The 22,022-nt window shown below is 34.1% G+C and carries 14 protein-coding genes and 2 tRNA genes; 15 read left to right on the top strand and 1 reads right to left on the bottom strand.

The features are described 5' to 3' along the window. Positions 1–79 precede the first annotated feature (79 nt). From QTL86_RS14645 to QTL86_RS14575, 15 genes are all read left to right on the top strand, one after another. Complete coding sequence (locus tag QTL86_RS14645) at positions 80–1,000, top strand: stalk domain-containing protein (protein WP_410495253.1); 921 nt, start codon at positions 80–82, stop codon at positions 998–1,000. Between the two features lie 129 nt (positions 1,001–1,129). Next, the gene (locus QTL86_RS14640; protein WP_127065616.1) at positions 1,130–1,699 is read left to right on the top strand and encodes a hypothetical protein; all 570 of its coding nucleotides are present in this window, start codon (positions 1,130–1,132) and stop codon (positions 1,697–1,699) included. 125 nt (positions 1,700–1,824) lie between these two features. Next, positions 1,825–1,895: transfer RNA gene (locus QTL86_RS14635), tRNA-Gly, on the top strand. 322 nt (positions 1,896–2,217) lie between these two features. Beyond that, on the top strand, positions 2,218–3,108 hold the full coding sequence (locus QTL86_RS14630) for a carbon-nitrogen hydrolase family protein (RefSeq protein WP_127065617.1): 891 nt from the start codon (positions 2,218–2,220) through the stop codon (positions 3,106–3,108). A 1,255-nt stretch (positions 3,109–4,363) separates the two neighbouring features. Continuing rightward, a complete protein-coding gene (locus QTL86_RS14625; protein WP_410495252.1) occupies positions 4,364–4,495 on the top strand; it encodes a hypothetical protein in 132 nt (43 codons plus the stop codon). 49 nt (positions 4,496–4,544) lie between these two features. Continuing rightward, positions 4,545–5,456: a hypothetical protein gene (locus QTL86_RS14620; RefSeq protein WP_410495251.1), complete on the top strand. Its 912-nt coding sequence runs from the start codon at positions 4,545–4,547 to the stop codon at positions 5,454–5,456. 1 nt (position 5,457) lies between these two features. Then, positions 5,458–7,224: a hypothetical protein gene (locus QTL86_RS14615; protein WP_410495250.1), complete on the top strand. Its 1,767-nt coding sequence runs from the start codon at positions 5,458–5,460 to the stop codon at positions 7,222–7,224. Positions 7,225–7,238: 14 nt separating this feature from the next. Continuing rightward, a complete protein-coding gene (locus QTL86_RS14610; RefSeq protein ID WP_127065620.1) occupies positions 7,239–9,020 on the top strand; it encodes a vWA domain-containing protein in 1,782 nt (593 codons plus the stop codon). 24 nt (positions 9,021–9,044) lie between these two features. Then, on the top strand, positions 9,045–12,431 hold the full coding sequence (locus tag QTL86_RS14605; protein ID WP_127065621.1) for a tubulin-like doman-containing protein: 3,387 nt from the start codon (positions 9,045–9,047) through the stop codon (positions 12,429–12,431). Positions 12,432–12,463: 32 nt separating this feature from the next. Next, a complete protein-coding gene (locus QTL86_RS14600; protein ID WP_127065622.1) occupies positions 12,464–14,785 on the top strand; it encodes a hypothetical protein in 2,322 nt (773 codons plus the stop codon). Between the two features lie 3 nt (positions 14,786–14,788). Further along, positions 14,789–16,003, top strand: coding sequence for a vWA domain-containing protein (locus tag QTL86_RS14595; RefSeq protein ID WP_410495249.1), 1,215 nt, complete (start codon positions 14,789–14,791; stop codon positions 16,001–16,003). Between the two features lie 8 nt (positions 16,004–16,011). Next, on the top strand, positions 16,012–16,644 hold the full coding sequence (locus QTL86_RS14590) for a hypothetical protein (protein ID WP_410495248.1): 633 nt from the start codon (positions 16,012–16,014) through the stop codon (positions 16,642–16,644). Between the two features lie 308 nt (positions 16,645–16,952). After that, positions 16,953–18,221: a TRAFAC clade GTPase domain-containing protein gene (locus tag QTL86_RS14585; RefSeq protein WP_410495247.1), complete on the top strand. Its 1,269-nt coding sequence runs from the start codon at positions 16,953–16,955 to the stop codon at positions 18,219–18,221. After that, positions 18,222–20,834: a hypothetical protein gene (locus QTL86_RS14580; protein WP_410495246.1), complete on the top strand. Its 2,613-nt coding sequence runs from the start codon at positions 18,222–18,224 to the stop codon at positions 20,832–20,834. Positions 20,835–20,955: 121 nt separating this feature from the next. Continuing rightward, positions 20,956–21,037: transfer RNA gene (locus QTL86_RS14575), tRNA-Leu, on the top strand. Between the two features lie 110 nt (positions 21,038–21,147). On the opposite strand, the gene QTL86_RS14570 is transcribed toward QTL86_RS14575, so the two are convergent. Continuing rightward, on the bottom strand, positions 21,148–21,996 hold the full coding sequence (locus QTL86_RS14570) for an AraC family transcriptional regulator (RefSeq protein ID WP_127065627.1): 849 nt from the start codon (positions 21,994–21,996) through the stop codon (positions 21,148–21,150). Positions 21,997–22,022: the final 26 nt, after the last annotated feature.

The following is a 22,022-nucleotide window of genomic DNA, read 5'->3' as shown; positions in this document are numbered from 1 at the left end:
ACGTTACACCATAAATGTGGGATATAATAATTAGAGTTAGTTCATACTAAAGTAGAAGATATTCTAGGAGAGTGAGAAAATGTATAAGAAAAGATTTTTAAGTGCAGTATTAGGAATGAGTTTATTAGTAACACAAGCCAGTGTAATGGCTCAGGCAGTAAGTGTTAATGAAGTAGAACAAGCAACTCAAATTGTTATGGATCAAAAAGAAGAAAAGGGTTTATATTTAGTTCAAAAGGGTGAAATAACAGAAATAGATACAACAAAACATGGTACACGTATTTTAGTAGGAGACTATAATAATGGTATCTTTTTTAATCTGCAACCTAAAGTACCTGTATTAGATGCTAATACATTAAGCTTTAAATCTCAAAAGGATTTAAAAGAAGGGATGGAAGTAACTGTTATATATCCTAAGAATTCACCAATGGCATTAAGTCAACCACCAATGTCTTCATCAGCTGTTTTAGTGATAATCAATTCACCTAAAAATTCGATAGAAGTAGGATACTTTGATGAAAATCTAGTAAATGAAGCGAATACCTTGAAACTTAATATTGGTGAAAATACAGTGATTAAGAATATAAAAGGTGAACGCCGCGTCTTTACTGCTGATGATATTAAAAATAAAAATGCTACTGTTATTTATGATGTAACTACACGTAGTATTCCAGCGCAAACGACACCACTTTTTGTAATGATTTTAGATGATGAAAAAGTAGCTAGTGGAGAGTTAATAAATGAGAATAGCGAAAGAGAAACGGAAGTAACAGCGGATTATAAAGTGCTGCGAGAGATTGCTACTGATTTAGAATATGAAATCAATTGGGATAATGAAAATAAGCAAGTTACTCTCACTAAAGGAGAATTAGAAGTAACCTTTAAAATAGGAGAATCAACGTGTTCTATTAATAATCAAGTAAAAATACTACAGCAAGTAAATAAATTACAAGCAGGTAGTATTTTGGTTTCTGAGGAGACAGCTCATTTATTAAAATGATTTGTATAAAAATATACAATATTTCGTAAATGATGATACTTTTTGTTTTAAACAGACATTGCCTATGGTAGAATAAATCTGTATATGAAGAAAATATGTTCATGTACAAAATTCTATGGGGGTGAAAAGATGTTTGAGAGAAGTTATTATGGAGGAGTAAGTAACGCAGGTGCTATAGGAGTATGTTTTTTAGTAGCTATTATTGGTGGTATACTTTTATACTTTCTATTTTTAACACCTAAAAACGACAAGAAGTTTACAGGTTTTATGGGATGGTTATATGATTTTTTGGCTTTTAAGAAACTCTTAGTGGAAGCCATATTAAAGGTTATTTATTTAATATCTGCATGTTTTATAACTTTATTAGGAATTGTTTCTTTGTTTGATTCATTTGTATTAGGCATTGCGATCATTGTTTTATGGAATATTATATTAAGAATTTCTTATGAGTTTTTATTAGTACTCATCATTATTTGCAAAAATACAAGTGAGATTAACAAAAAGCTTTCAGGGAAAGATACAAGCGAAGCTGATATGTTTGTAAGTCAAGTAGAAATCCCAAAATCAGTAGTGGAGCAGTTTACAGCTAAAACGTCACCAACTACAACAGCAGAACCAGAAGTGTTTTGTAAAAGCTGTGGTCAAAAAATGAAGATAGATTCTACTTTTTGTCCAAACTGTGGGCAAAAGAACGAATAAATAAAAAGAAGGCATTCTAGGATGCCTTCTTTTTATTAGCCTAGATTTTTTCAAAAAAAAGTAAAATAATTGCTTGACATATGGTAATAAATTTTGTATTATTTATATAGTGATAAACAACATTTGCGGGTGTAGTTCAATGGTAGAACTTCAGCCTTCCAAGCTGACTACGTGGGTTCGATTCCCATCACCCGCTTACTTAAATAAGAGTTGCGAAATGAAAAATTTCGTAGCTCTTATTTTTTTGATTCTATTCATAAAAAAAGTAATTTACTTCTTGATATAAATTGTTATTAGATATAAGAAGTGATTATATTATCCCCATAAATAACCACATACTAACAAGAAAATAACAAGTTATACACAGAGTACATGCCTTTTATCCTCAAAATGTGGATAAAATTAATTTGAACTATTAAATAATTAATACTATAATTTTAATTAGCTCAATTTGTTTGGTCATATAAACATTATTATTAACTAGTTAAAATAATTTATATTTAAAAGAGGTGATAGGTATGAAACAGATTATATCTGTAGCAGTTGTAAATTTTAATGCTAGATGGGGAGAGAAAAGCATTAACTATGAAAGAATAGTAGGATATATAGAGGCTGCTAGTAGAAGGGGAGTAAATCTTATTGTTTTACCAGAATTATGTTTAACAGGTTATGATGATGAAAACCATGTGGCTAAAGAACAAAAGATGCAAGTTAGGTTAGCGGAAAATAAATATGGAGAAATGGTGAGTGAACTATTAGATTTAGCTAAAGTATATAATATGTATATCGTGCTGGGGATGCCTGAGAGAAATAAGAAGGATGATGCAACTATTCATAACTCGGCATTAGTACTTACACCAGAAAGTATGAGTTACACTTATAGAAAAATACATCTAGCTTTAGATGAACCTAATTGGGCTACGCCAGGGGAAGAGCCACTTCTAGTAGAAACACCTTGGGGACCTATAGGAATTGCTATTTGTTATGATCTATATGCTTTTCCAGAACTGATTCGTTATTATGCAGCTAAAGGAGCGAGACTGATTGTGAATAGTACTGCATATGCTAAAAGTAGAGGAGCAGCCAAAGGGAGAGCGACTTTAGAAAGTACGGTTTTAATGAATGGCGTATATGTAGCAACGGCTAATTTATGTGGCATAGATTTAGTGAATGATTTTTGGGGAGGCAGTAGCATCATAGGGCCTTCTAGAAAGATGCAAGAGGTTTATTATTACGCAGGTAAACCCTTTGATGCACCAGATGCAGGTGAGCAAGAAATGTATATAGCTACTATTGATCTAAGTTTAGCTGAAAGAGGGATCTTTAAAGAGAACTCTAGACTAGGACATTCGGATTTTAGGCCAGAACTTTATGCGAAATGGTATAAAGAGCTTGCAGGAGAAAAGTAGAAATGTGTCGGTGGCTTCACTAGGCTATTTGGGCGGAACTGAGAGAGTGTGACTATCCTGCGTGGTTCCACTCCGTATTTTCATTAGGCACTAAGCTCACTTTTTTGGATGAACGCCCACAAACTCGGTTCCCTCGAACACGTGGGCTAAATACCATCCAAAACGTTCGCTAAGTGCCTAATGAAAATACTCCGAAGTCACCCCGCTAGGACAGCCACCTTCTCTCAGTTCTACCAACAATAACGCGTAAAGTCACTCTCCCAAAGCGTTTTCAAGAAAAAGAAAAGCTAATTCATTTTATTGATAGCAGTTAGAGACAACAAAAATAGCTCCCCAAGTAGTATCAATACTTGAAGAGCTATTTTTGTTCCAGACTCTTGAAATGAACTTTCGTGGCTAGCTAAATAGACCTTAAACAAGGCGCAAGATGGCTCCTCAGCACGTATGCGTTATAGCTTAGTGCCTACTATGACTAGTTATGAAAGTTAAACCAATGAGTGAGGAGCTCCTAAAAGTCTTGGCCGGTGCACCCTATGCTAGGAAGCTAAGACCTTAAGACTCTGATTTAAAACTTTATTTGGTAATGCTACGTATAAAAACATTTAGAACAACTTATAAGTGGCGCCTTCCTTGCAGCGCATCAGTGAACATTTTCCTTAAGTCCAGAGGTACCTATAACAATAGATTGAGACTTGGCTGACCCGGTCAGTTCCTCAGATTGAAGCTGTGGTAATTATGCCGTGGGAAGTTATTTATTTTGTTTCTACACTTATCTATATGTAGCCAAAAAGCCGAATCCCTAATAAAAAGTAACGAATTGTTATTATATCTTTTTTGCACTCCTCGTTTAAGGTCTTGAACGTTTGTAAGGTCAATAATGATTGTAAGAAATGAGAGGGGAGTCACGGAAGACAGCTCTCCCCTCTCATTTCTGCCTAGCAGCAATCCTTATAAACGATCAAGCAAATTTCTATTTGATTTTTAAATAAAATCTTTAAATAAGTTAGTTATATATAAATTATTAAGGGCTATCCTATGCTACTTAACCTATGATTAGTATGAAAGAGATACTTCTGGTTAAGTACTTAGGGTAGTCCTTTTTTTAATATTTATTAAGAAATCTTAATTTTTATAAGGGCAAACTAAATATAAAATTAATATTAATGTAAAGGATATTTTATTGTTAAATAATATGCTAGAGCGTATAATAAGCGTATATTATAGGATTCTGAGGTGGAATATGTCTATTATACTAATGGGGATTATTGGAGCTGTCCAATTAGTTTTATTAGGCCATTACTTTTTTTGTGGGCTTAAATATAAAAAGAGAGCCAAAGATAAAAAAGTTGTTGGTGAGGAATTGATAGAGCTAGTAAATGGAAAATAATAAAGGTATGGAAGACTTTTGTAAAAAGAAGAACTAAAGGAGTAAACATATGACAGAAAAATTAGTAGTACAGTTTGACCAGCTACCAGTTTATGATAGTCCGCTTGACTATTTAGCTTATTGCATGGGCTGTAATACCTATCATATGAATGATCAAAAGCCTTGCATTAAATGTGGGAAAGCTGATGTAAGTGTATCTCTTGAATGTATTGCTGAAAAAACAGTTAAAAGACATTTTTTAAATGGCATGGGTATTCTTGTGATGCTTTATGCCCTCATGTTTGTAGTAAGTATGAGCTGGACTGCAATTTTCTGGGGAACAGTTTATACAATAGTTTGTATAGTACTTTATGGGGGAATTTATTTACGTTATAAAGAAGCTTATTGTAAAAAGGAATTAGAAAAGCATGTCAGAGCCAATAGCCAGAGAATCAAATTAGACCTTGAAAAGCAATGGGAAGTGTGTAAAGAACAGATGAATAATGGAGATTACTTAGGTGCTTATGAAAAGCTAAGATGTTTAAGCCAATTAGTAGATAATGAAGAAATAAGAGTTTATAAGCTTATTTGCTTAAATCATTTTCATTTAAGAAAAGACTTACCATTAGAACTTAAAACCGTACTTTTGCCAGATTGTAATATGCTTCTTATTAGATATATTTATGAAGTAGCAAAATTAAAAAAAGAGCTTATTGATGAAGCGACCATTAATTACATACTACGTTATAGACAGCAAGTTTTAACGGAAGAAAAGGGCGAAGAAATAGTGGCTAGTGTGCTTGGGGGAGCACTTCGCTCTAAGTTTTTATTAAATAAATATGCTTTAGCATTAAAAGAGTATTTACCTTACCTACCAAAAGAAAGATTATTAAGATTAAGAAAGATTCAAGATGGGATCTCTGATGAGGCCCTTAGAGAAGAAATCATTAGTCAGATAGCGACATTGGTGGGGGAGGAATGAGATGAATAAAAGAAATAGATATAAAAGAGGAAAGCTAGTTCAAGGGTTTATTCTCCTATTATTTGCAGTAATATTAGTGGTAGTCGTTTTTAAAGCAAGGCATATCATAGGGAAAATGGGCTTTGTAAATGATGGGATAGAGCATTATAAAAAGCAGCAGTGGATAGAAGCTGAAGAAAGTTTACAGCGTGCAAAAGGTTATAGATGGTTTCATTACAAGGAAGAAGAAGCTACTAGTACACTTACAGCATTAAGCTGGATCACGGAGTATAAAGATTACATAGCTGATTTATATGGAAAAGTAACAGAAAGTAGTGAGGGCAAAGATTTAGATGCCTTTGAGGATTATGTTAGTGAATATGAAGTATCGGGATTCTTAAATCTAACAGATTCACAAAGACAGTATCTTTTAGAAAAATATCCGATTGATCAAGCTATTTTCACTGGATGGACACATTTTAAAGCTAGTATTGTAAATGAGTTAGAAAATCCTATGCAAGGCAAGTATAATTGGGCCAAGGAAAAAATATTTTTAGTACCAGCCCAGTATTTTTCACAAGATAAGGAAGATGCCATCTTAGCGCTCTTTAAAAAGTGTGATCAGGAACTTTATGACAGATATGCAGTGGCTACAGGCATTCAAACTTTTAGAGATTTAATAGACAAACTAAGTGACATTTATGTGACTAATAGAGCGTATGATTTTGAGACAGAGTGGTTAACACCTCAAGTTAAAAGATTCATGTATGAGACATTAATACAAAAATCAAAAGAAGAGACTAAGACTTTTGAACAGTACATAAGTGCTTATAGAAGTGGAGCAGACCCAGCCTATAAGGATGAGGCTATAGAGAAGATTGTAGAAGATTTTATGGTGGAAAAAGAAAAGGAAATAGAAAAATTTTTAAAAGCCAAGGAATATGATACACTCATCACACTTTATAAGGAATTGAAGTATTTTAAAGACTATACAAAGGAAATAGAAGTGGCCGAGAAGATGCAAAAGTATGAGCATCCGGAAATGCTGCTTCAGCAGCCTATAGAGCAGTATGACTTTATTCAAACGGGAACAAATAGTTTTGATGCGAATCAGTATCTTATAGCTATGAACAAAAATACTAATAAGTTAGAATTAATACTTTTCATAGGCGAATATCAAGATTATGAAGTTAATACCCATGAGTTTAACTTAAATGATTTAGGTATTACTCCAGATGAGGTAAAGCAGATTGATGTAGGGGATTATTTAGTTGGACTCAGAGTAGCAGGAACCAATAAAGCGATTAGATTGCCAATATTACGTTTTACCAATAATAGATTAGAATATCTAACAGAATTTGAAGGCGATCAGATAGAGTTAATAGATGGCCTTAAACATTTGAAAATAACAAATCCAAGTAATGAGGCGATTCCTTATACCTATGATTATATATTAGGAGAAGAGGGCTATGAGAAACAAGAAATAGCAACCACACCTATTAATTTATCAGATACTAATTTAGCAAATTATGAGGGCAAACTAGTTAAGTTTAGTTGTTATGTGTCAGAGGATTCAAATGATGGTATAGTAAATGCATACTATTATGTAGGTAATACTTTCTATTCTGATTCAATGGCTTATATTTATAGAGAAGATGGTGTGGCCATTAACAAAGGTTCTTATACGGTTATTGGTGAAATTGTAAGTATGGAGCCATTCTATAATACTGATCTTCAGCTAGAGGTATTAAGGCCTAAAATTAGAGTATTAGAAATGCAAAAAGAGTAAGAGGAGGCGGGCAAGTGAGAAAATATATCAATAGAATTTTTATAATAGGGTTTGCCATTATGCTCCTTCTATTTCCAAGCATGTTAATGGCAGCTACTAGTGATTCACAGTTAGATGCTGTTCTAGTGATAGATGCTAGTGGGTCTATGAAGGAAACAGACCCTAATAAATTAGGATTAGAGGGTGTTAAGCTCTTTGTAGATATGTTGGGGTTTACTGATAATCAGGTGGGTGTAGTAACCTATGGTTCTGATGTGTCTCAGACCTACCCTATGAGTTTGGTTAAGAACCAAAGCGACAAGGAAAATATTAAAAACTTCGTAGATGGTATCACCAGAGATTTAGAGTATACAGATATTACATCAGGTCTAAAAGAAGCAGTGAAGATGCTAAATCAAAGGAATGCTTCTGGAAATAGTCCCTTGATTGTTGTTTTTACAGATGGTAATAATGCAATTGGTGGAGTGGCTAACCGCACCCCAGCAGATATTGATAAAGACTTAGCTGCTATTATAAACCAGGCTCAGTCAGAAGGTTATCCGATTTATACAATTGGTTTAAATGACAATGGTAAATTGAATGAAGCTTACTTAGAAAAAATTTCAGTAGATACAAAGGCAAAGGCATTTGCAACTAAAGACCCAGCAGAACTACCAGATATCCTAACTGAAATTTTTGCGGCACATTCTAATTTAAAAGTACAATCTTTAGGACCTATTACGGGAACAGGTAATTTTGAAGAAGTGGTTGTTAATATTCCCAATGGCAATGTATTAGAAGCTAACTTATCAGCAACTTCAAAAAGTCCGGTAGAATTTAAGTTAGTGGACCCAAATGGAAATGAGCAAACGATTCCATCACAAAATATCACTTTACATACTTCTAATAGCTATAGTCTTTTAAAACTAGCAAGGCCTATGCAGGGAGATTGGAAACTGTATGTCAAAGGGGTTGCGGGTGATCAAATTAATATTGACTTAGTATACAACTACGATATAGAAGTAACGATGAAGCCCTTAAGTCAAAGTAACTATGGGGTAGGTGATAAGCTGAGTGTGGAAGCTTATCTCAGTTTACAGGGGAATGCTGTAAATGATCCTAATTTATATAATAGTGCTAAAGGCTACTTGGTTTTAACAGAGAATCAAACAGGCATAGAAACTAGAATTAATATGCAACTACAAGGACAAAGCTTTGCAGGTGAATATACTTTAAAAGATAAGGGCGATTATACAGTTAAGGTGATTGTAGAAGATACAAGCTACGTAAGAGAAAGTACTGAAACTCAGATTCAAGTAGGTGCAGTAGCTACAACTAGTCCAGCAGCAACACCCAATCTAAATAACACGGAAGATACAAAAGAAGAAAGTAATCCACTATGGCTTTATATAGGTCTTGGTATTTTAGGCGTGGTTTTACTAATTGTTATCGCTCCTGCTTTAAAAGCTTATAAAGTGGCGAAAACACCTTTAGTTGGTCAAGTCGTACTAGAACTCAAGGATAATACCACAGGAAAGCTTACACCACCACAGTACAAAAAGCTAAGTTTATTCCAAGGTAAAGTAAGTTTACATGCTTTATTACAATTTGCACCAGAGTTTAAAGAAACAGAGAAGGTTATTTTAAAGGCAGCACCAGGTGATAAGGTGATTTTGTATAATAACTCAGCTTATGCTATTGAAAAAAGTGGTAGAGTGGTGAAAGCAAATGAAGGGCTTGAACTTAAAAAGGGTGACAGATTAAGTATTAATATTGCAGACAGTGGTCAGACCGTACAAATAGAGTATTTATTATAATAGAAGGACAAAGGGAGGAAGAAAATGAAACCAATTATTAGAGATCATATCGAACAGTTAGACATCCAAAAGGGTGGAGGTATTGTAAGTAAGAAGATTAGGGTAGATACGATTGACAATCCTATGCTTGTTATTGGTTTAGGTGGTACAGGTATCGATGCTTTGCTAAGACTTAAATATCAAATTAACAGACGTTTTAACTTGCCAGTAGATCCACTTACTAAGAAGAGAAAAGATAAGCCAGAAAATGTAGATTTCTTAGCTTTTGAAACCAATGAACAAGATAAAAATAAAAAGTATAAGGGGATTGGGCTAGATCCACTTAATGAACTTGTACTTCTCTCAGAAGCAGGGATAGGTTCTATGCTTCAAAATAGAAGTAGATTACATCCAAGTGTGTCATCTTGGCTTTCATCTGAGCTTCATATTGCAGATGGGATTAATGGAGCTTCTGGGGTAAGGCAAGGTGGTAGATTATTACTTTTCACTAAGATTAATCAAGTTGTAGACGCCATTCAAAAGAAGATTAAAGAGCTACAAAAAGGAACTGATAAAAAGATCTATATCTTTTTATTAACAGGTTTATCAGGTGGAACAGGTAGTGGTTGTTTCTTAGATATTGCTTATATCACTAGAGCAATATTAGATATTGAAGCAGGTGGTAGTGGTATTGATCGTTCTGACATTATGGGGTATTTATTTACACCAGATGTGAACCTTGCTAATCCATCTCTTAGTATACATACTCAGGAATATATTAAAAAGAATGGTTATGCAGCTCTTAAGGAGCTAGATTATTGGATGAACATTGAAGAACGTGGTGAACACTTTATCCAAGACTATGGCACAAGATTAAGTGTTAACTGTCAGGTAGCACCTTTTGATCTTTGCCACCTTATTTCTGCTACTGATACAGAGGGTAAGACCATTCACAATGCTTATGATTACTGCATGAATGTAACAGCAGAGAACATCACTAACTTTATGGCTAGTGAAGATAAACAGTCAGGAGAAGAATTTGCTATCCATGACTATATTAGCAATATTGAAACGAATATTAAGCAAATGCGTGAAGCCGTACTACCAGCTAACTATAAATACAATATCATAGGTGCCTCAGCTTCCATTTTACCAATTGAAGAAATGACAACTTATATGGCCTTTAAAGTGTTTAAACGTATTGAAGGTATGTTTGATGCTGTACCTACAGAAGAAGAGGTTATGGCACTGGCTAGACGTTTAGGGTTAGACATCGATAGTGTGAGTAAACGTTTTGAAGATAGCGTACCAGAACCACTGCCAGGCTTTGAAACAAGGGAGGCATATGCATATAACAACGTCGTAAAAACACAAGCTATTAATATGGATGCAGAGTTAGAAAAGAACTACCTCTTGAAAGCAAGAGAAGAATATAACAAAGCAGCTAATCAGCTTCCTAATGAGTTAAAGGAAACTATTTCCAGGGAAATAAGACGTCTTTTCACAAGTCCAGAGCATGGCCCAGTGTATGCTTCAAATATGATTGTGAATAGAGAAGGTTTCTCTTTAGTTAAAACCATCGAGGCTTATATTGTTTCACTTAAAGAACAGCTTGCTAACTTGCCTAAGCAAATACAATATCAAGTAGATACTTGTATTGAAAAAATGCAAGAAGCCAAATCAGCGTTTATCTCTAAAGAAAAGAAAAAGAATGAATACATTAGCAGCAAAATTTCAGAATATATTTTAAGAGCTGACACAGAGAAATATACAAAGATGATTGCAGCTTATGAAGATTTAAGATTACTTCTTATTGATCAAAATAATAAAATGTATGCTGTATTTAAGGAAATCTTAGGTACCCTTAGAAATATCTTTGAAAAGGATGGAGAAATCCTTGTAAATGCAGATGAGTCTGTAGATGAAAGAGGAAATGTAACTTATCACTGGAACGTAGTAAGTGTAAGAGATATTTCAAAACATATTGATAAAGTTATCGATGGGTATGATCCACAGCTTTTAGTTTCTGAGTTTACAAGTATGCTTTTAGAAGAAGCAGATAGCTGGATTAATGAAGCTGAGATTGATATTATCACAAGTATTTCTGACTTTATTACAGATAAGTTCTCAGATCTTATTTCTAAAACCATGGAAGAATTCTTAGTCATGAAATATGGAGAGGAACAATCTTTAACAGATTTAGTAGAAAAACAAATTGCTTCCAAATTAGCAAGAGATGCAGTGCCATTATTCTACTTAACCAATAGTTCAGAATTTAATTTCCCATACTATGCTATGGTTTCTGTACCAACCAATACACCAAGTATTTATAAGGGACTTAAGAACTTCCAAGAAAAGTATCCTAATTCTGCAGCTAAGTTCTCACTTAGACAAAGCAAGCTTACCAATCGTATTTTCTGGGTAACTACTAGAAATGGTATACCTCTTTATGCTTATGGACCACTTAAGAGCTATGAAAAACTCTATGAGGAAACCATTGCTACTAAAGAAGGTGTAGGCCGCCATTTGGTCATGACAGAGAAGGAAAACTGGATGAATCTACCTTCTCCTATTCCAGTAGAAGCTTGGGGAGATACTTATAAAAATAATCGTATTGAGGATAAAGCAGGTACTTTAAAAACACGTTTTGCAGCAGCTCTTAAATATCATGTGGTAACTAAAAAAGAAGAAACCGGTCTTGCTAATCAATATGTTTTAAACTGCGTAACTGATTTTGATTTAGAAAAGCAAGCAGAAGCTTATGGTATAGACTTTGAAAAACCAAACTTTACAAGTATCAAAAAAGCTTTAACAGACTTTGAAGAGCAAGTAAAAGAAGGCTTAAAAGGTAATAAGGTAGAATATCCTATTATGAATAGCTATTCAGAAGAAATGGCATTTTCAGGTATTCTTCGTTATCCAAAACAACAGGAACTTTTAAAAGCAGAGCTTAAAAAGTATGAAGCAGTAGAAGCTTATATCGAAAAACTAAGGGGTGCTATTGCCCTAGCTGAAGAAGAAGCTAAAGCAACAGAGAACTTTGTAAAGGCGATTTATACTAAGACTATTTATAAAAAAGGAGCACTTTATATTTATGATAAAGATGCAGAAGAAGAACTTTGGGACCCACTTCTAAATGTGATGGATGTTAATAAATATCCTGAGTATGAACTTTTCAAACGCTTTACAGCTATGGAAGGCAAACAGAAGGAAGTGATGCTTAGAAAAGCAGAAAGACGTGTAAAAGCTTTAACTCAAAGCGAAGATATTAGTGAACTTATGGCAAGCTTAGAACAGATTCTTGAAGTTTATGGAGAAAGAAGAGAAGAAATAGAAGATGAAGTTCATGAGATTGTAGATGGCAGGGAGATTTATGATTTCTACCGTGATATACTAAGTTATACAAAAGAACTGAAAAAGAAATTAAGTTAGTTTAATAAAAATCAAAAAGGGGGGACCTTAGCGTGAAAGAGGAAATTCTAGAAAGAGCATATCATTATGCCTTAGGGGATGATGAATGTGTTTTGAGGAGTAATGAAATTCGGGCGAAGTCCCCTATTTTATTTGTGGTTTTAGGAGATAAGGTTAAAGAGAGTATAAAAAGCATGAAGACTGAGTTTAGCCAAAATGTCATGAATGCAGAAGGCATCATGTATTTATATATTGGACTAGAACAAGGAATAGAAGATGGGCAGACTTCGTCTCTTGTATTACCACTAGGTAAAGGAGAGGAAAAGTCGTCTAGAGGCACTTTAAGTAGCCAATTATTTGAAGAGGAAAATGCGTTAAAGATTTTAAATGAGCAAATAACCAAGGTAAGAGAAGCTATTTTAGAAAAGGGAAAGATGTTTCACTATTGGGAGCAGATTCAGGTCAGTGTGATTACAGATGCCAGTGAAGAGATGAATAGTTTATTGCCGGATATTGTTGTGCTCCTAAAGAAAAAATTAGAACAAGACTTTAAACAAGTGACAGTGGACTTATTTACAGTATTAGAGGAGACCATTTATACACCATTAGAGCAAGCTATAAGTATGAGTTTCTTTAAGGAAATTGAGACTTACCAAGCTAGAGATTATTGTTATGAGAAGCCATTAGAACTTTTAGAGGATGGCTTAAAATTAAATACAGTTTATAATCAACCTTTATTTAATTTAACTTTCATTTTATCTGATAAAAAAGAAAATGGGCAAAAAATAGAGCACGCTAAAGAAAAGCATTATGAAACCATAGCAGCTTTTAATTTGTTAAAGAATAGAGAACAAAAGGAAATCGAATTAGCTGAAGCTAGAGAGCAGTATAATAATAGTGTATTTATGACAAATATCATGAGTGGAGGCGAACATCGTTTTGCTAGTGCAAGACTTGCAAAGGTGAAAAAGCCTCGGGTGGGTATTTATTTAGCTACAGCTTATCATCTCTTTAATGCCTATAAAGAAGAATTGAGCTATCATGGCATTCAGGAAAGCAAGGCTTTATTAGAAGCTGTAGGCTTAAATGAAATGAGGCTAAGTAGTTTGATAGATGATATTATACCGCCAAAAGAAAACCTGGGTGAGATTTATAGTGTTATTTCTCAGTCTATAGGCTTTAGAGAATTAAAGGGTTTAAGTTTTCAAGATGCTGAAAAGCAGCTTTATAAAAAAAGTCTAGAGGATTTTTTCAGTGCCAACTTTACTAAGAGTAGTGAAAGAAAGTTAGCAGAGAAAGTGAGTAAGGAGAAAATAAAAAAGCAAATCTATGCTGAGGTCATCAATCATCCAGATTATGGTCCTTATGCATTAGAAGAACTCTTTAAGATAGAACAAACGAGGGCTATAGATAAGCTAAGAGAACAATATGGCTATGAAATAAAACAGCTAGAAGTAACCCTTGAAGAAAAAGAAAATAAATCAGTTGGAGAAGTGATAGGAAGTAAGTTTGGTTTATTTGATAAGAAATATTTAAGGGATGTAAAAGGGTATTTAGTAAGTGAGGTTTATAGCTTGAAGTATGAAAGGTTAGAGAAGAAATTAAAGCTTAAGGCTATGGAGACTATAAAAGACATTCTGGAGGAAATTTATAACGAAATCAAAATAGAGCTTAAGAAATTAGAAGAAGTAGGTAGCTTGCTGAAGATGCTAATGGAGGAAGCCAATAAATTTGAAGAGGCTTACCTTGTACAGAATGTTAATGAGTATTATGAAAAGTTAGTACATAACAAGTTAGAACAATTAAAGAAAGCTAGAGGTGAACATTTCCTACTTGAAGAAAAATATATGGGAGATATCACCAGCGTTCTAAGTCAGAGCAGAGAGCAGTTTTTAGAAAAGCTCTTTATATTGCAAGAAAAATATATTTTACAAGATGAAAAGCTCTTTAGACTATCTTTTGAAGAAGAACTTTTAGCAAGGGCCAATATGTTAGTCAGCTATGAGGAAAAAGATGTAGCAGCTAAAAGTGAGCTTTATCACATGCTCTATTTAAGTTTAGAAGAGAATTCTAAGCCTTGTGTTTACTTAGATTCAGCGGCAACCACTCATCGTTATGAGGAAAAGTACTTCCTTGGTGATCGCAAGAGTGAGTTTATGATATATGCCTATGAAAAGGATAAAACCTCTAGAAGTTATAAGTTAGCCTATATTAATGATCAAAGAAAAAGTAGCTTAGAAAAACTTCAGCTTATGGGGGGCTTTAAGGCTTCAGACCTAATTTTCACTAGAACAGCTCAGCGCTACTATGATGCATATATAAAAGAAGGTTATTTATTTTCAAGTAACCAGGAAATAAGTAAAAAGGGGGATTAAGGAATGGGAAGTAAGAGATTTAGTATAACAGCTGTAGTACTTAGTGTAATAGGGGGCCTCTTAGCTTTTTTGGTAGGCGAACTGTTACTTCATTTTGGGGAGGAATGGCCAGCTTATTTAAGGATGGGGCTTTATTTTGGTGTGGGTACTATGTTTGTAGCAGCTTTGCTATTGATCTCACAATGGCTATCACCACAACTAATCGGTTATAGATGGAAACAGCAGTATTTTAAGACCTCTTTAAAACTATTTATCCCTGTTACCTTATTAATGCTAGGCCTAAGTGGTGGCTTATTTCAATTCCTATATGGTATGAATGTGAATAAGGAAAAAGCTTTTAAAGATATTGTTATTGCTATAGATACCTCTGGTAGTATGGAGCAATCAGACCCTAATGGTGAACGTTTTAAAGCAACTAGTAGTTTGATTGACAATTTAGAAGGCAATAGAAGAATTGCCTTTATGACCTTTGACGATAGTCCGATTCTTCAATTTAATTTTATGGAAGCTACTACGAAGGAACAAAAAGAAGTTGTAAAAGCTAAGATAGCTAGCTATCAGCAGAATGACGATGGACAGACTGGTGTAAGAGATATGATCAATGAAGCTTATGAGTTAATTCAAAATAACTCAAAAAATCATAGTGGTAGTTTGATTATGATTTCGGATGGAGCACCTTCAGATGATTCAGCTTCCAATATCCCTGGCTTAGTAAGTAACTATGTCCAAAATAATATCCCTATTTATACCATAGGTATGATGTATGGCGATAATTCTGCTGAGCAGTATTTAATAGATATAGCTAATCTTACAGGTGGGCAGCATTATAGTACTTCTGATACGACTATGATAGCAGGTGCTTTTGGACAAATTCGTTATGACGAGGGCAAAAGAGAACTTATGACTGAGCGTTCTGATGAAAAAGCAGAGGTAACGCTTTATATGGTTCTTAGAGTAGGCTTTTTAACTATTTTAGCCTTTCTAATGGCTTTAGCTTTAGGGATTATGTTTGACAATCGTTTCTTGGCTAAAGGCTTGATGATAGGTGGCACTTTAGGAGGTTTAATTGGTGGTATTGTAGTAGAAATGCTATTTAAACAAGGAACAACACCTTACATGGTAAGATTAGGCTATTGGCTTATGTTTGGGCTTTGCCTCGCAACTTTTACAGGCCTTATAACTTTTAAAGATAGTTATCACGGAACAAGGGAGGTTTAAGCTAAAAGATGGAAGTAAAAATGAGTGATAATACGCTCCTTAGGCTCACGGGGCTCAAAGCTGAGGTAAAAGAAGATGAAGTATATCTTAGCTTTAAATGGCCTAGGGAATTGGAGCAAGTTTATATTTACCGTAGAAATCTATTAGAGAAGGAAGATTTTAATAGGGATAAGCCCTATAGAAAATATACTCAAAGTGAATATGTGCGTTTTGGAGGGTTTATAGATTCGCATCCAGGGATGGGACTTATTGAATATGAAGTATGTCCATATGTACAAACACCAGAAGAAACTTATTTGATAAGTAGCGAAGAAGGCAATAATAGAGTACAGGTCATGACTAGAAAAATAGCCATTAGATACATTTTAAAAGAAAGAAAAAAGCTTTTTAGTAATAGTAAGATGGTTCAAATGCAAGTGTTTTGTGAAGTGGATTTACCTAGGGAAGCGCTTTGTTATGTCAAGAAAAAAGGAAGTATTCCTGTTAATAATGAGGACGGTATGCAATTTCAATTTATCTCGGATTTTGTAGCTGGTGATAATCTGCTACCAGAAATAGAAGTTGCTAAGGATGAGTACGTTAGAATTTACTTATCAGATGAAGTAGAGCATAAAGAAGTGTATGGTATTTATAAAGAGTAGAAAAGTATATATATTAAACATTGTTGAGGAAATGAGAGAGGGGACCATCCTCAGGTACTCCGCGCAATATTTTCGCCGTCACTAAGTTCATTTATTTGGATGAACGCCCACAAACTCGGCTATGCCTCAAACACGTGGGCTAAAAACCATCCAAAACACTCACTAAGTGACGGCTGAAAATACTTCGAAGTCGTCCCTTGAGGACAGCCCCCTCTCTCATTTCTAACAGCAATCATGTGTTAAATATAACTTTAATATAACTTAAAGATAAAAAAGGTGTGTAATTAAATATTGAAAGGAGTGAAGAAATGGGTTTGTTTAAAAGTTTATTTGGCGGGAGGAAAGAAGAAGCACCTGTGCAAAAGAAATTTCCTATTGTATGCCCGCATTGTTTTAATAAATTTAGTCCAGATACAGTCGTCTTTAGAGCAGCTCATTCAAAGGAAGAAGATGAAGAGTATTGTCTTCAAGAAGATGCTAAGCTGAATGAATACTTAGAGCGCTTTGGCTTAGAGGGAAGTGAGGAACTAGAAGCTGTTCTTAATCCTTATTTGGTACCAGCAGAAAATAGGCATTATGTAGATGATGTACTCATTAGCATGAAAGACAAATATAACGTAGAAACAAAGAAGAGATTATGTCCTTATTGTCACAATGATTTGCCTTATTCAGCAGGGCGTGCTCCAAGTAATATCATTGCTATTATCGGAGCCTCTCAAGTAGGGAAGTCTGTTTATATGGCCTCGCTTATTAATACTTTAGAAAACGTTACAGCGCATAACTTTGAAGCAGCTTGTTTACCAATCAATAGTGATACAAGTAGACGTTTTCGTAGTCAATATTTAGATCCTTTATTCTTGCAAAATAGTTTAATAGAATCTACCCAAAAGGAAAGAAAACAAGAACCCTTTATTTTTCAATTTAAGTTCAAGGATCCTTCTAAAGCACCGTTAAGCTTGGTATTCTTTGATGTAGCAGGAGAAGGAATGGTAGAAGAGGAATATTTAGCTCTTTATGCTAATCATATTAGAAATGCAGAGGGGATTTTGTTCTTAGTGGATCCATTACAGCTCTCTACTATCAGACGTAAGTTAATACTTAATCAAGATGACAATGGAGGAGATTTTACTTCTCAATATCAAGAATCTAGAGATGTAGTTGTAACCCTTGCTGAACATTTTATTGGAAGCCAGGAAGATGGGAAAACTAGTATACCAACAGCTGTTGTGATTACTAAAAGTGATATGCTTACTTCTTTAGCAGAAGAAGAAGGGGAATATATTAAACCTAATAGTAATGTATTTGAAAATTATATCCACAAGGGTTATTTTAACTTAAATGAATATGAAAATATTAATGGCGAAGTACAACGTTTCTTAGAAAAAGTAGATCTTGCTTTTAAAGACGCCGTAGAAGTACATTTTAAAAATGTCTCTTATTTCGCAGTGTCTTCACTAGGACAAAATCCAGTAGAAGGAAAATTAGAAAAGGTGATTCAACCTATGCGTATTGATGAGCCATTTTTATGGCTATTATATAAATTAGGTTATATAAGTAGCAATGAAGGGGTGAAATAAATGATTGAGCAACAATATTATACAAGGGAACGTGGTGGTCTGTTCTCAAAAACAGATGGTTATGATACCATTGCCAAGTCTCCTAAGCTCAAGCTAGAATTTATTAAAAAATATCTTCATCCATTATGTAGCTATGATAGCCCTAGCGAACTACAAAAAAGTGGGGAGGAAGATGAGACTAAATATCCCCCCAATCTTGTGATTATGCCAGTAGCTTCAGGTGAACTCATTATCGGACAAGCGGTCTATAAAAGTAAAGACTTTACAGGTCTTCGTTCTACATTCTTCATGCATAATTATGTGCTATCAGCCAATGAAAAACACCGTTATGTAAAAGAACCAGAAAAGTTATTTGGTATTACCCAGTTTCAAACAGCTTATGATATAGGCTTAGGATCAGAGCTTCCAACTTTAGCAGCTATTCCTTATGAAGGAAATTCAGTATTATTTAAGGATAGAGCACGCCTCTTAAGTGAGCTAAAAATGGATGAAATACTTTTTGAAAAGCTTTTAGCTGCCATTTTTACTGCAGCGAGCTCAAAGAAAAAGGTCTTTATTGTTTTAGATGTTCCTATTTCTGAACTGGGGACTTATGCCAAGGCTTTACTTTATCATGTGTACCTTAGTTTGCCTTGGAGCGTAACAGAGGAATTAGGTGTAAGCACCTATTCACGTAGCAGCGAAGCTAAAAAGAATATTCATATTACCTTTTTAGAGAAGGATGTACTTCGTTATGATGGAAAAGTAACAAAGGAATTTGTATTAGATTTCGTGAGTCAAAAGTTCTTAAACTTAGATGAGACCACTCATTTAGATCCTTATTTTAAAGTGGCAGCTATGTTTAGGTCGATAAAGCCATTATGGGAAAAATTTAATAGCTATGGTGAGCAGCTCTTAAATGCCATGAAGGACAAGGGAGAGAAGACCCTTAGCTTTTATAACCGTACGGCTACTTTATTTGTTATCTATGCGTATTTGTCTAATCATAAGCCTTATGTATTAGAGGAAGGTAGAGAAAGACAAGGATTTTTAACAGAAGCACTAAGTTATTTAAACCTACCTATTGGAGATGAGTTTAAGAGAGAACTCATAGAGGTGATTGGATATGCAATCAGTAGCTTAGAAGCTAGTTTAAGAGGTGGAGTGCTTCTAAGTCAGGAAGAAATAGTAGCTATGCTGAAATTTAAACTTAAGGTTAATCAAGGCAGTAAAACTAACTTTGAAGATATGCTACGTATTTTATTAGAAGCCATAGAAGTAGCTAGAAGAGAAAATAATGGAGCTTATATAAAAGAAATCTTTGCTAAAGCAAGCAAGGAAACAGCGCTTTATCAAAGTTTATTTGGAAAATTATATAGTAGAGAAGAATTAAAAGAACAAGTGGCTTATACCTATATAAAAGAAGCATTTGAGGGTATTAATAACCTAGATGCTTTTATTACTCAGGTAAAACAATTTGAGCCTATAGAAAGTATTTTGTTTACTGATGTTTATTACTCTAATTTAGTGAAAACGAGATTTATGGACTGCTTAAGGGCAGCTAGCAATAAAGTCAAGCTATTAGAAAAAGTCCAGCAGTGGTGTGAAAAGCATCAAGGGCGTTTATATGAAGAACTTGTTGTTTTAGCAGAAGAACATTTCTTAAAGCATATACGTTTAGAAGCAATAGAGTCTGAAGTAGCTTTATGTCATATTACATTTAAACATATTTATGATGATGAAAATTATGAAGCTATTAAAGACTATCAAAAGCTGAAGACAAGTCTCGAGGCAATGAGTCCGAAGCATATCAAAGTAAATAAAGCTGTACAAAAACAAATTCAACACTTTTATAAACAAACTGTAAAAAAAGAAGATTTTTATATGTTAGTGTATGCATTTCTTGAGCCAAACAAAGAGGCTTATAGTGAGGAAATGTGGCGTTTAAATTTAACCAAAGTTCTGGAATATTTGTATCCTATTAGCCCTGCTATCATGCTAGATTTTATTATTTGGAGTAAGGGACAAGAAATTTATATGAATAAGACCAGCTTTGATACAACAGTGATTCGTTTCTTTACTAAACTTAAAGAAAAAGAGGGTAAGTGGCCTAAAGAACTAGCTAAACAAAAGTTAGAAGGTCAATTAAAAACAAAGACTTTATATGCTAAGCTGAATAAAGCAATGCAACCAGCCATTATAAAGCTACTTAGTCAATATGGGAAGACAATAGCTATAACCGGCATGATTCTAATAGGTTGTGCAGGGGTAGGCATAGGAGGTTACTTTGCTTATAATTATTACCTAGCGCCACCACCTATTATAGATACAACAGCAGCAGAATTAGAGCAAAGTATTAAACTACCAGTAAATGAGCTGGGATTACCCGAAGACCAAGTGAAAGCTCAGCTTAAGCTTTTAGAAGAAAATAATAAAAAGCAAAACGAAACTGATGAAACTAATAAAGACAAGCAAGGTGAGGTAGATGTAAAAGAAGAAAAAACTCAGCCATCAGTAAATGATAAGGAACAAGTAAAGACCCCAGCAGAAACTAAGACTAAGTCTGAAACACCAGATACATCGCAAAATGACAATAAGAAGCAAGAAAATACTTCATCTCATACAGGAAACTAAATAAGTTGAAAAGTGATTGGAAAAATATATAATATTTAAACTATGGTAAAAGACAAGTTTTTATAAAAAAAAGACTAGACGAACCCGATACTTTCTGTTATTATAATCAAGTATCAGGTTTGCGGGCGTGGCGGAATTGGCAGACGCACTAGACTTAGGATCTAGCGCCGCGAGGTGTAAGGGTTCGACTCCCTTCGCCCGCATAATAAAAAGACGTATTCATTTTAAATGAATACGTCTTTTTTTGTTTGAATAAAATAGTTTTTTATTAGATGAAGTGAGAAGATATTCTTCTCACTTCATCTGTGTTTTATTAAAATTTATTAATTTTACGATATTGCAAAGGAGAAACACCAAGAAGTTGTTTAAAGACTCGCCCAAAGTGAGTAGAGTTGCTATAACCCACTGCTATGGCAATTTCTAGTATACTTAAATTAGTTTTTTGAAGAAGCTCTTCACTAGCACGTATACGAACAGTATTAACGTATTGAGTGAAATGGAATCCTGTTACTTCATTAAAGGTTCTAGAGAGATAGTAACTATTCATATAAAACAGATTAGCTATTTTATCTAAAGATAGGTCTTCTTTATAATGAATGTTAATATAGCTAGTGATTTCAGATATTTTTTTGTGTAGGCTACTTGGAAATTCTAAGTAGCTATTTTTAATTTCAGGAGAAAACCTACCTAGAAAAATAAGAAGCTCTAATAAGTAAACCTTTGTACAAGAAGTATAGCCCTCTGAGCGTTGGGTATCTTCTTCTAGCATACAGTAAAGTAACTTTTCTATAAAAAGTTGTTCTTTAGGACCTAGATTAAACACAGGAGTGGTTTTTTCAAAGCATTGAAATAAATCAAAGTCGTCAACAGCTTCTTTAAATGTTTTTAGATAGCTAGGATCGAAGTAAATTAAAATACGCTCATGAGTATTGCCTCCAGCTTGCAGTGTTTTATGTAGTTCATAACTATTAATAAGAGCAATATCACCTTTTTTGAGATAATAAGAACGGTCTTTAATGAAATAATAACGTTCACCTGAGAGTTGGTAATAAATTTCATAATAGCTATGATAGTGATTAGATGGCATATTAAGTGCTGTTTCGCGCTTAACATATTCAATGATATAGCCGCTTTGCTTGATAGGATCTTGTTTGTCACTCATCGAAGATGCACCTCCTTGTTAAGTAT

Source organism: Cellulosilyticum sp. ST5 (assembly GCF_046529625.1).
Taxonomy (GTDB): domain Bacteria; phylum Bacillota; class Clostridia; order Lachnospirales; family Cellulosilyticaceae; genus Cellulosilyticum; species Cellulosilyticum lentocellum.
This window is presented reverse-complemented; position numbering and strand designations above follow the sequence as displayed.

Coding starts and splice junctions, on each gene's coding strand:
- QTL86_RS14590 (WP_410495248.1), top strand. CDS start 16,012: ATGGAAGTAAAAATGAGTGATAATACGCTCCTTAGGCTCACGGGGCTC.
- QTL86_RS14570 (WP_127065627.1), bottom strand. CDS start 21,996: ATGAGTGACAAACAAGATCCTATCAAGCAAAGCGGCTATATCATTGAA.
- QTL86_RS14615 (WP_410495250.1), top strand. CDS start 5,458: ATGAATAAAAGAAATAGATATAAAAGAGGAAAGCTAGTTCAAGGGTTT.
- QTL86_RS14645 (WP_410495253.1), top strand. CDS start 80: ATGTATAAGAAAAGATTTTTAAGTGCAGTATTAGGAATGAGTTTATTA.
- QTL86_RS14630 (WP_127065617.1), top strand. CDS start 2,218: ATGAAACAGATTATATCTGTAGCAGTTGTAAATTTTAATGCTAGATGG.
- QTL86_RS14595 (WP_410495249.1), top strand. CDS start 14,789: ATGGGAAGTAAGAGATTTAGTATAACAGCTGTAGTACTTAGTGTAATA.
- QTL86_RS14640 (WP_127065616.1), top strand. CDS start 1,130: ATGTTTGAGAGAAGTTATTATGGAGGAGTAAGTAACGCAGGTGCTATA.
- QTL86_RS14585 (WP_410495247.1), top strand. CDS start 16,953: ATGGGTTTGTTTAAAAGTTTATTTGGCGGGAGGAAAGAAGAAGCACCT.
- QTL86_RS14625 (WP_410495252.1), top strand. CDS start 4,364: ATGGGGATTATTGGAGCTGTCCAATTAGTTTTATTAGGCCATTACTTT.
- QTL86_RS14620 (WP_410495251.1), top strand. CDS start 4,545: ATGACAGAAAAATTAGTAGTACAGTTTGACCAGCTACCAGTTTATGAT.
- QTL86_RS14580 (WP_410495246.1), top strand. CDS start 18,222: ATGATTGAGCAACAATATTATACAAGGGAACGTGGTGGTCTGTTCTCA.
- QTL86_RS14605 (WP_127065621.1), top strand. CDS start 9,045: ATGAAACCAATTATTAGAGATCATATCGAACAGTTAGACATCCAAAAG.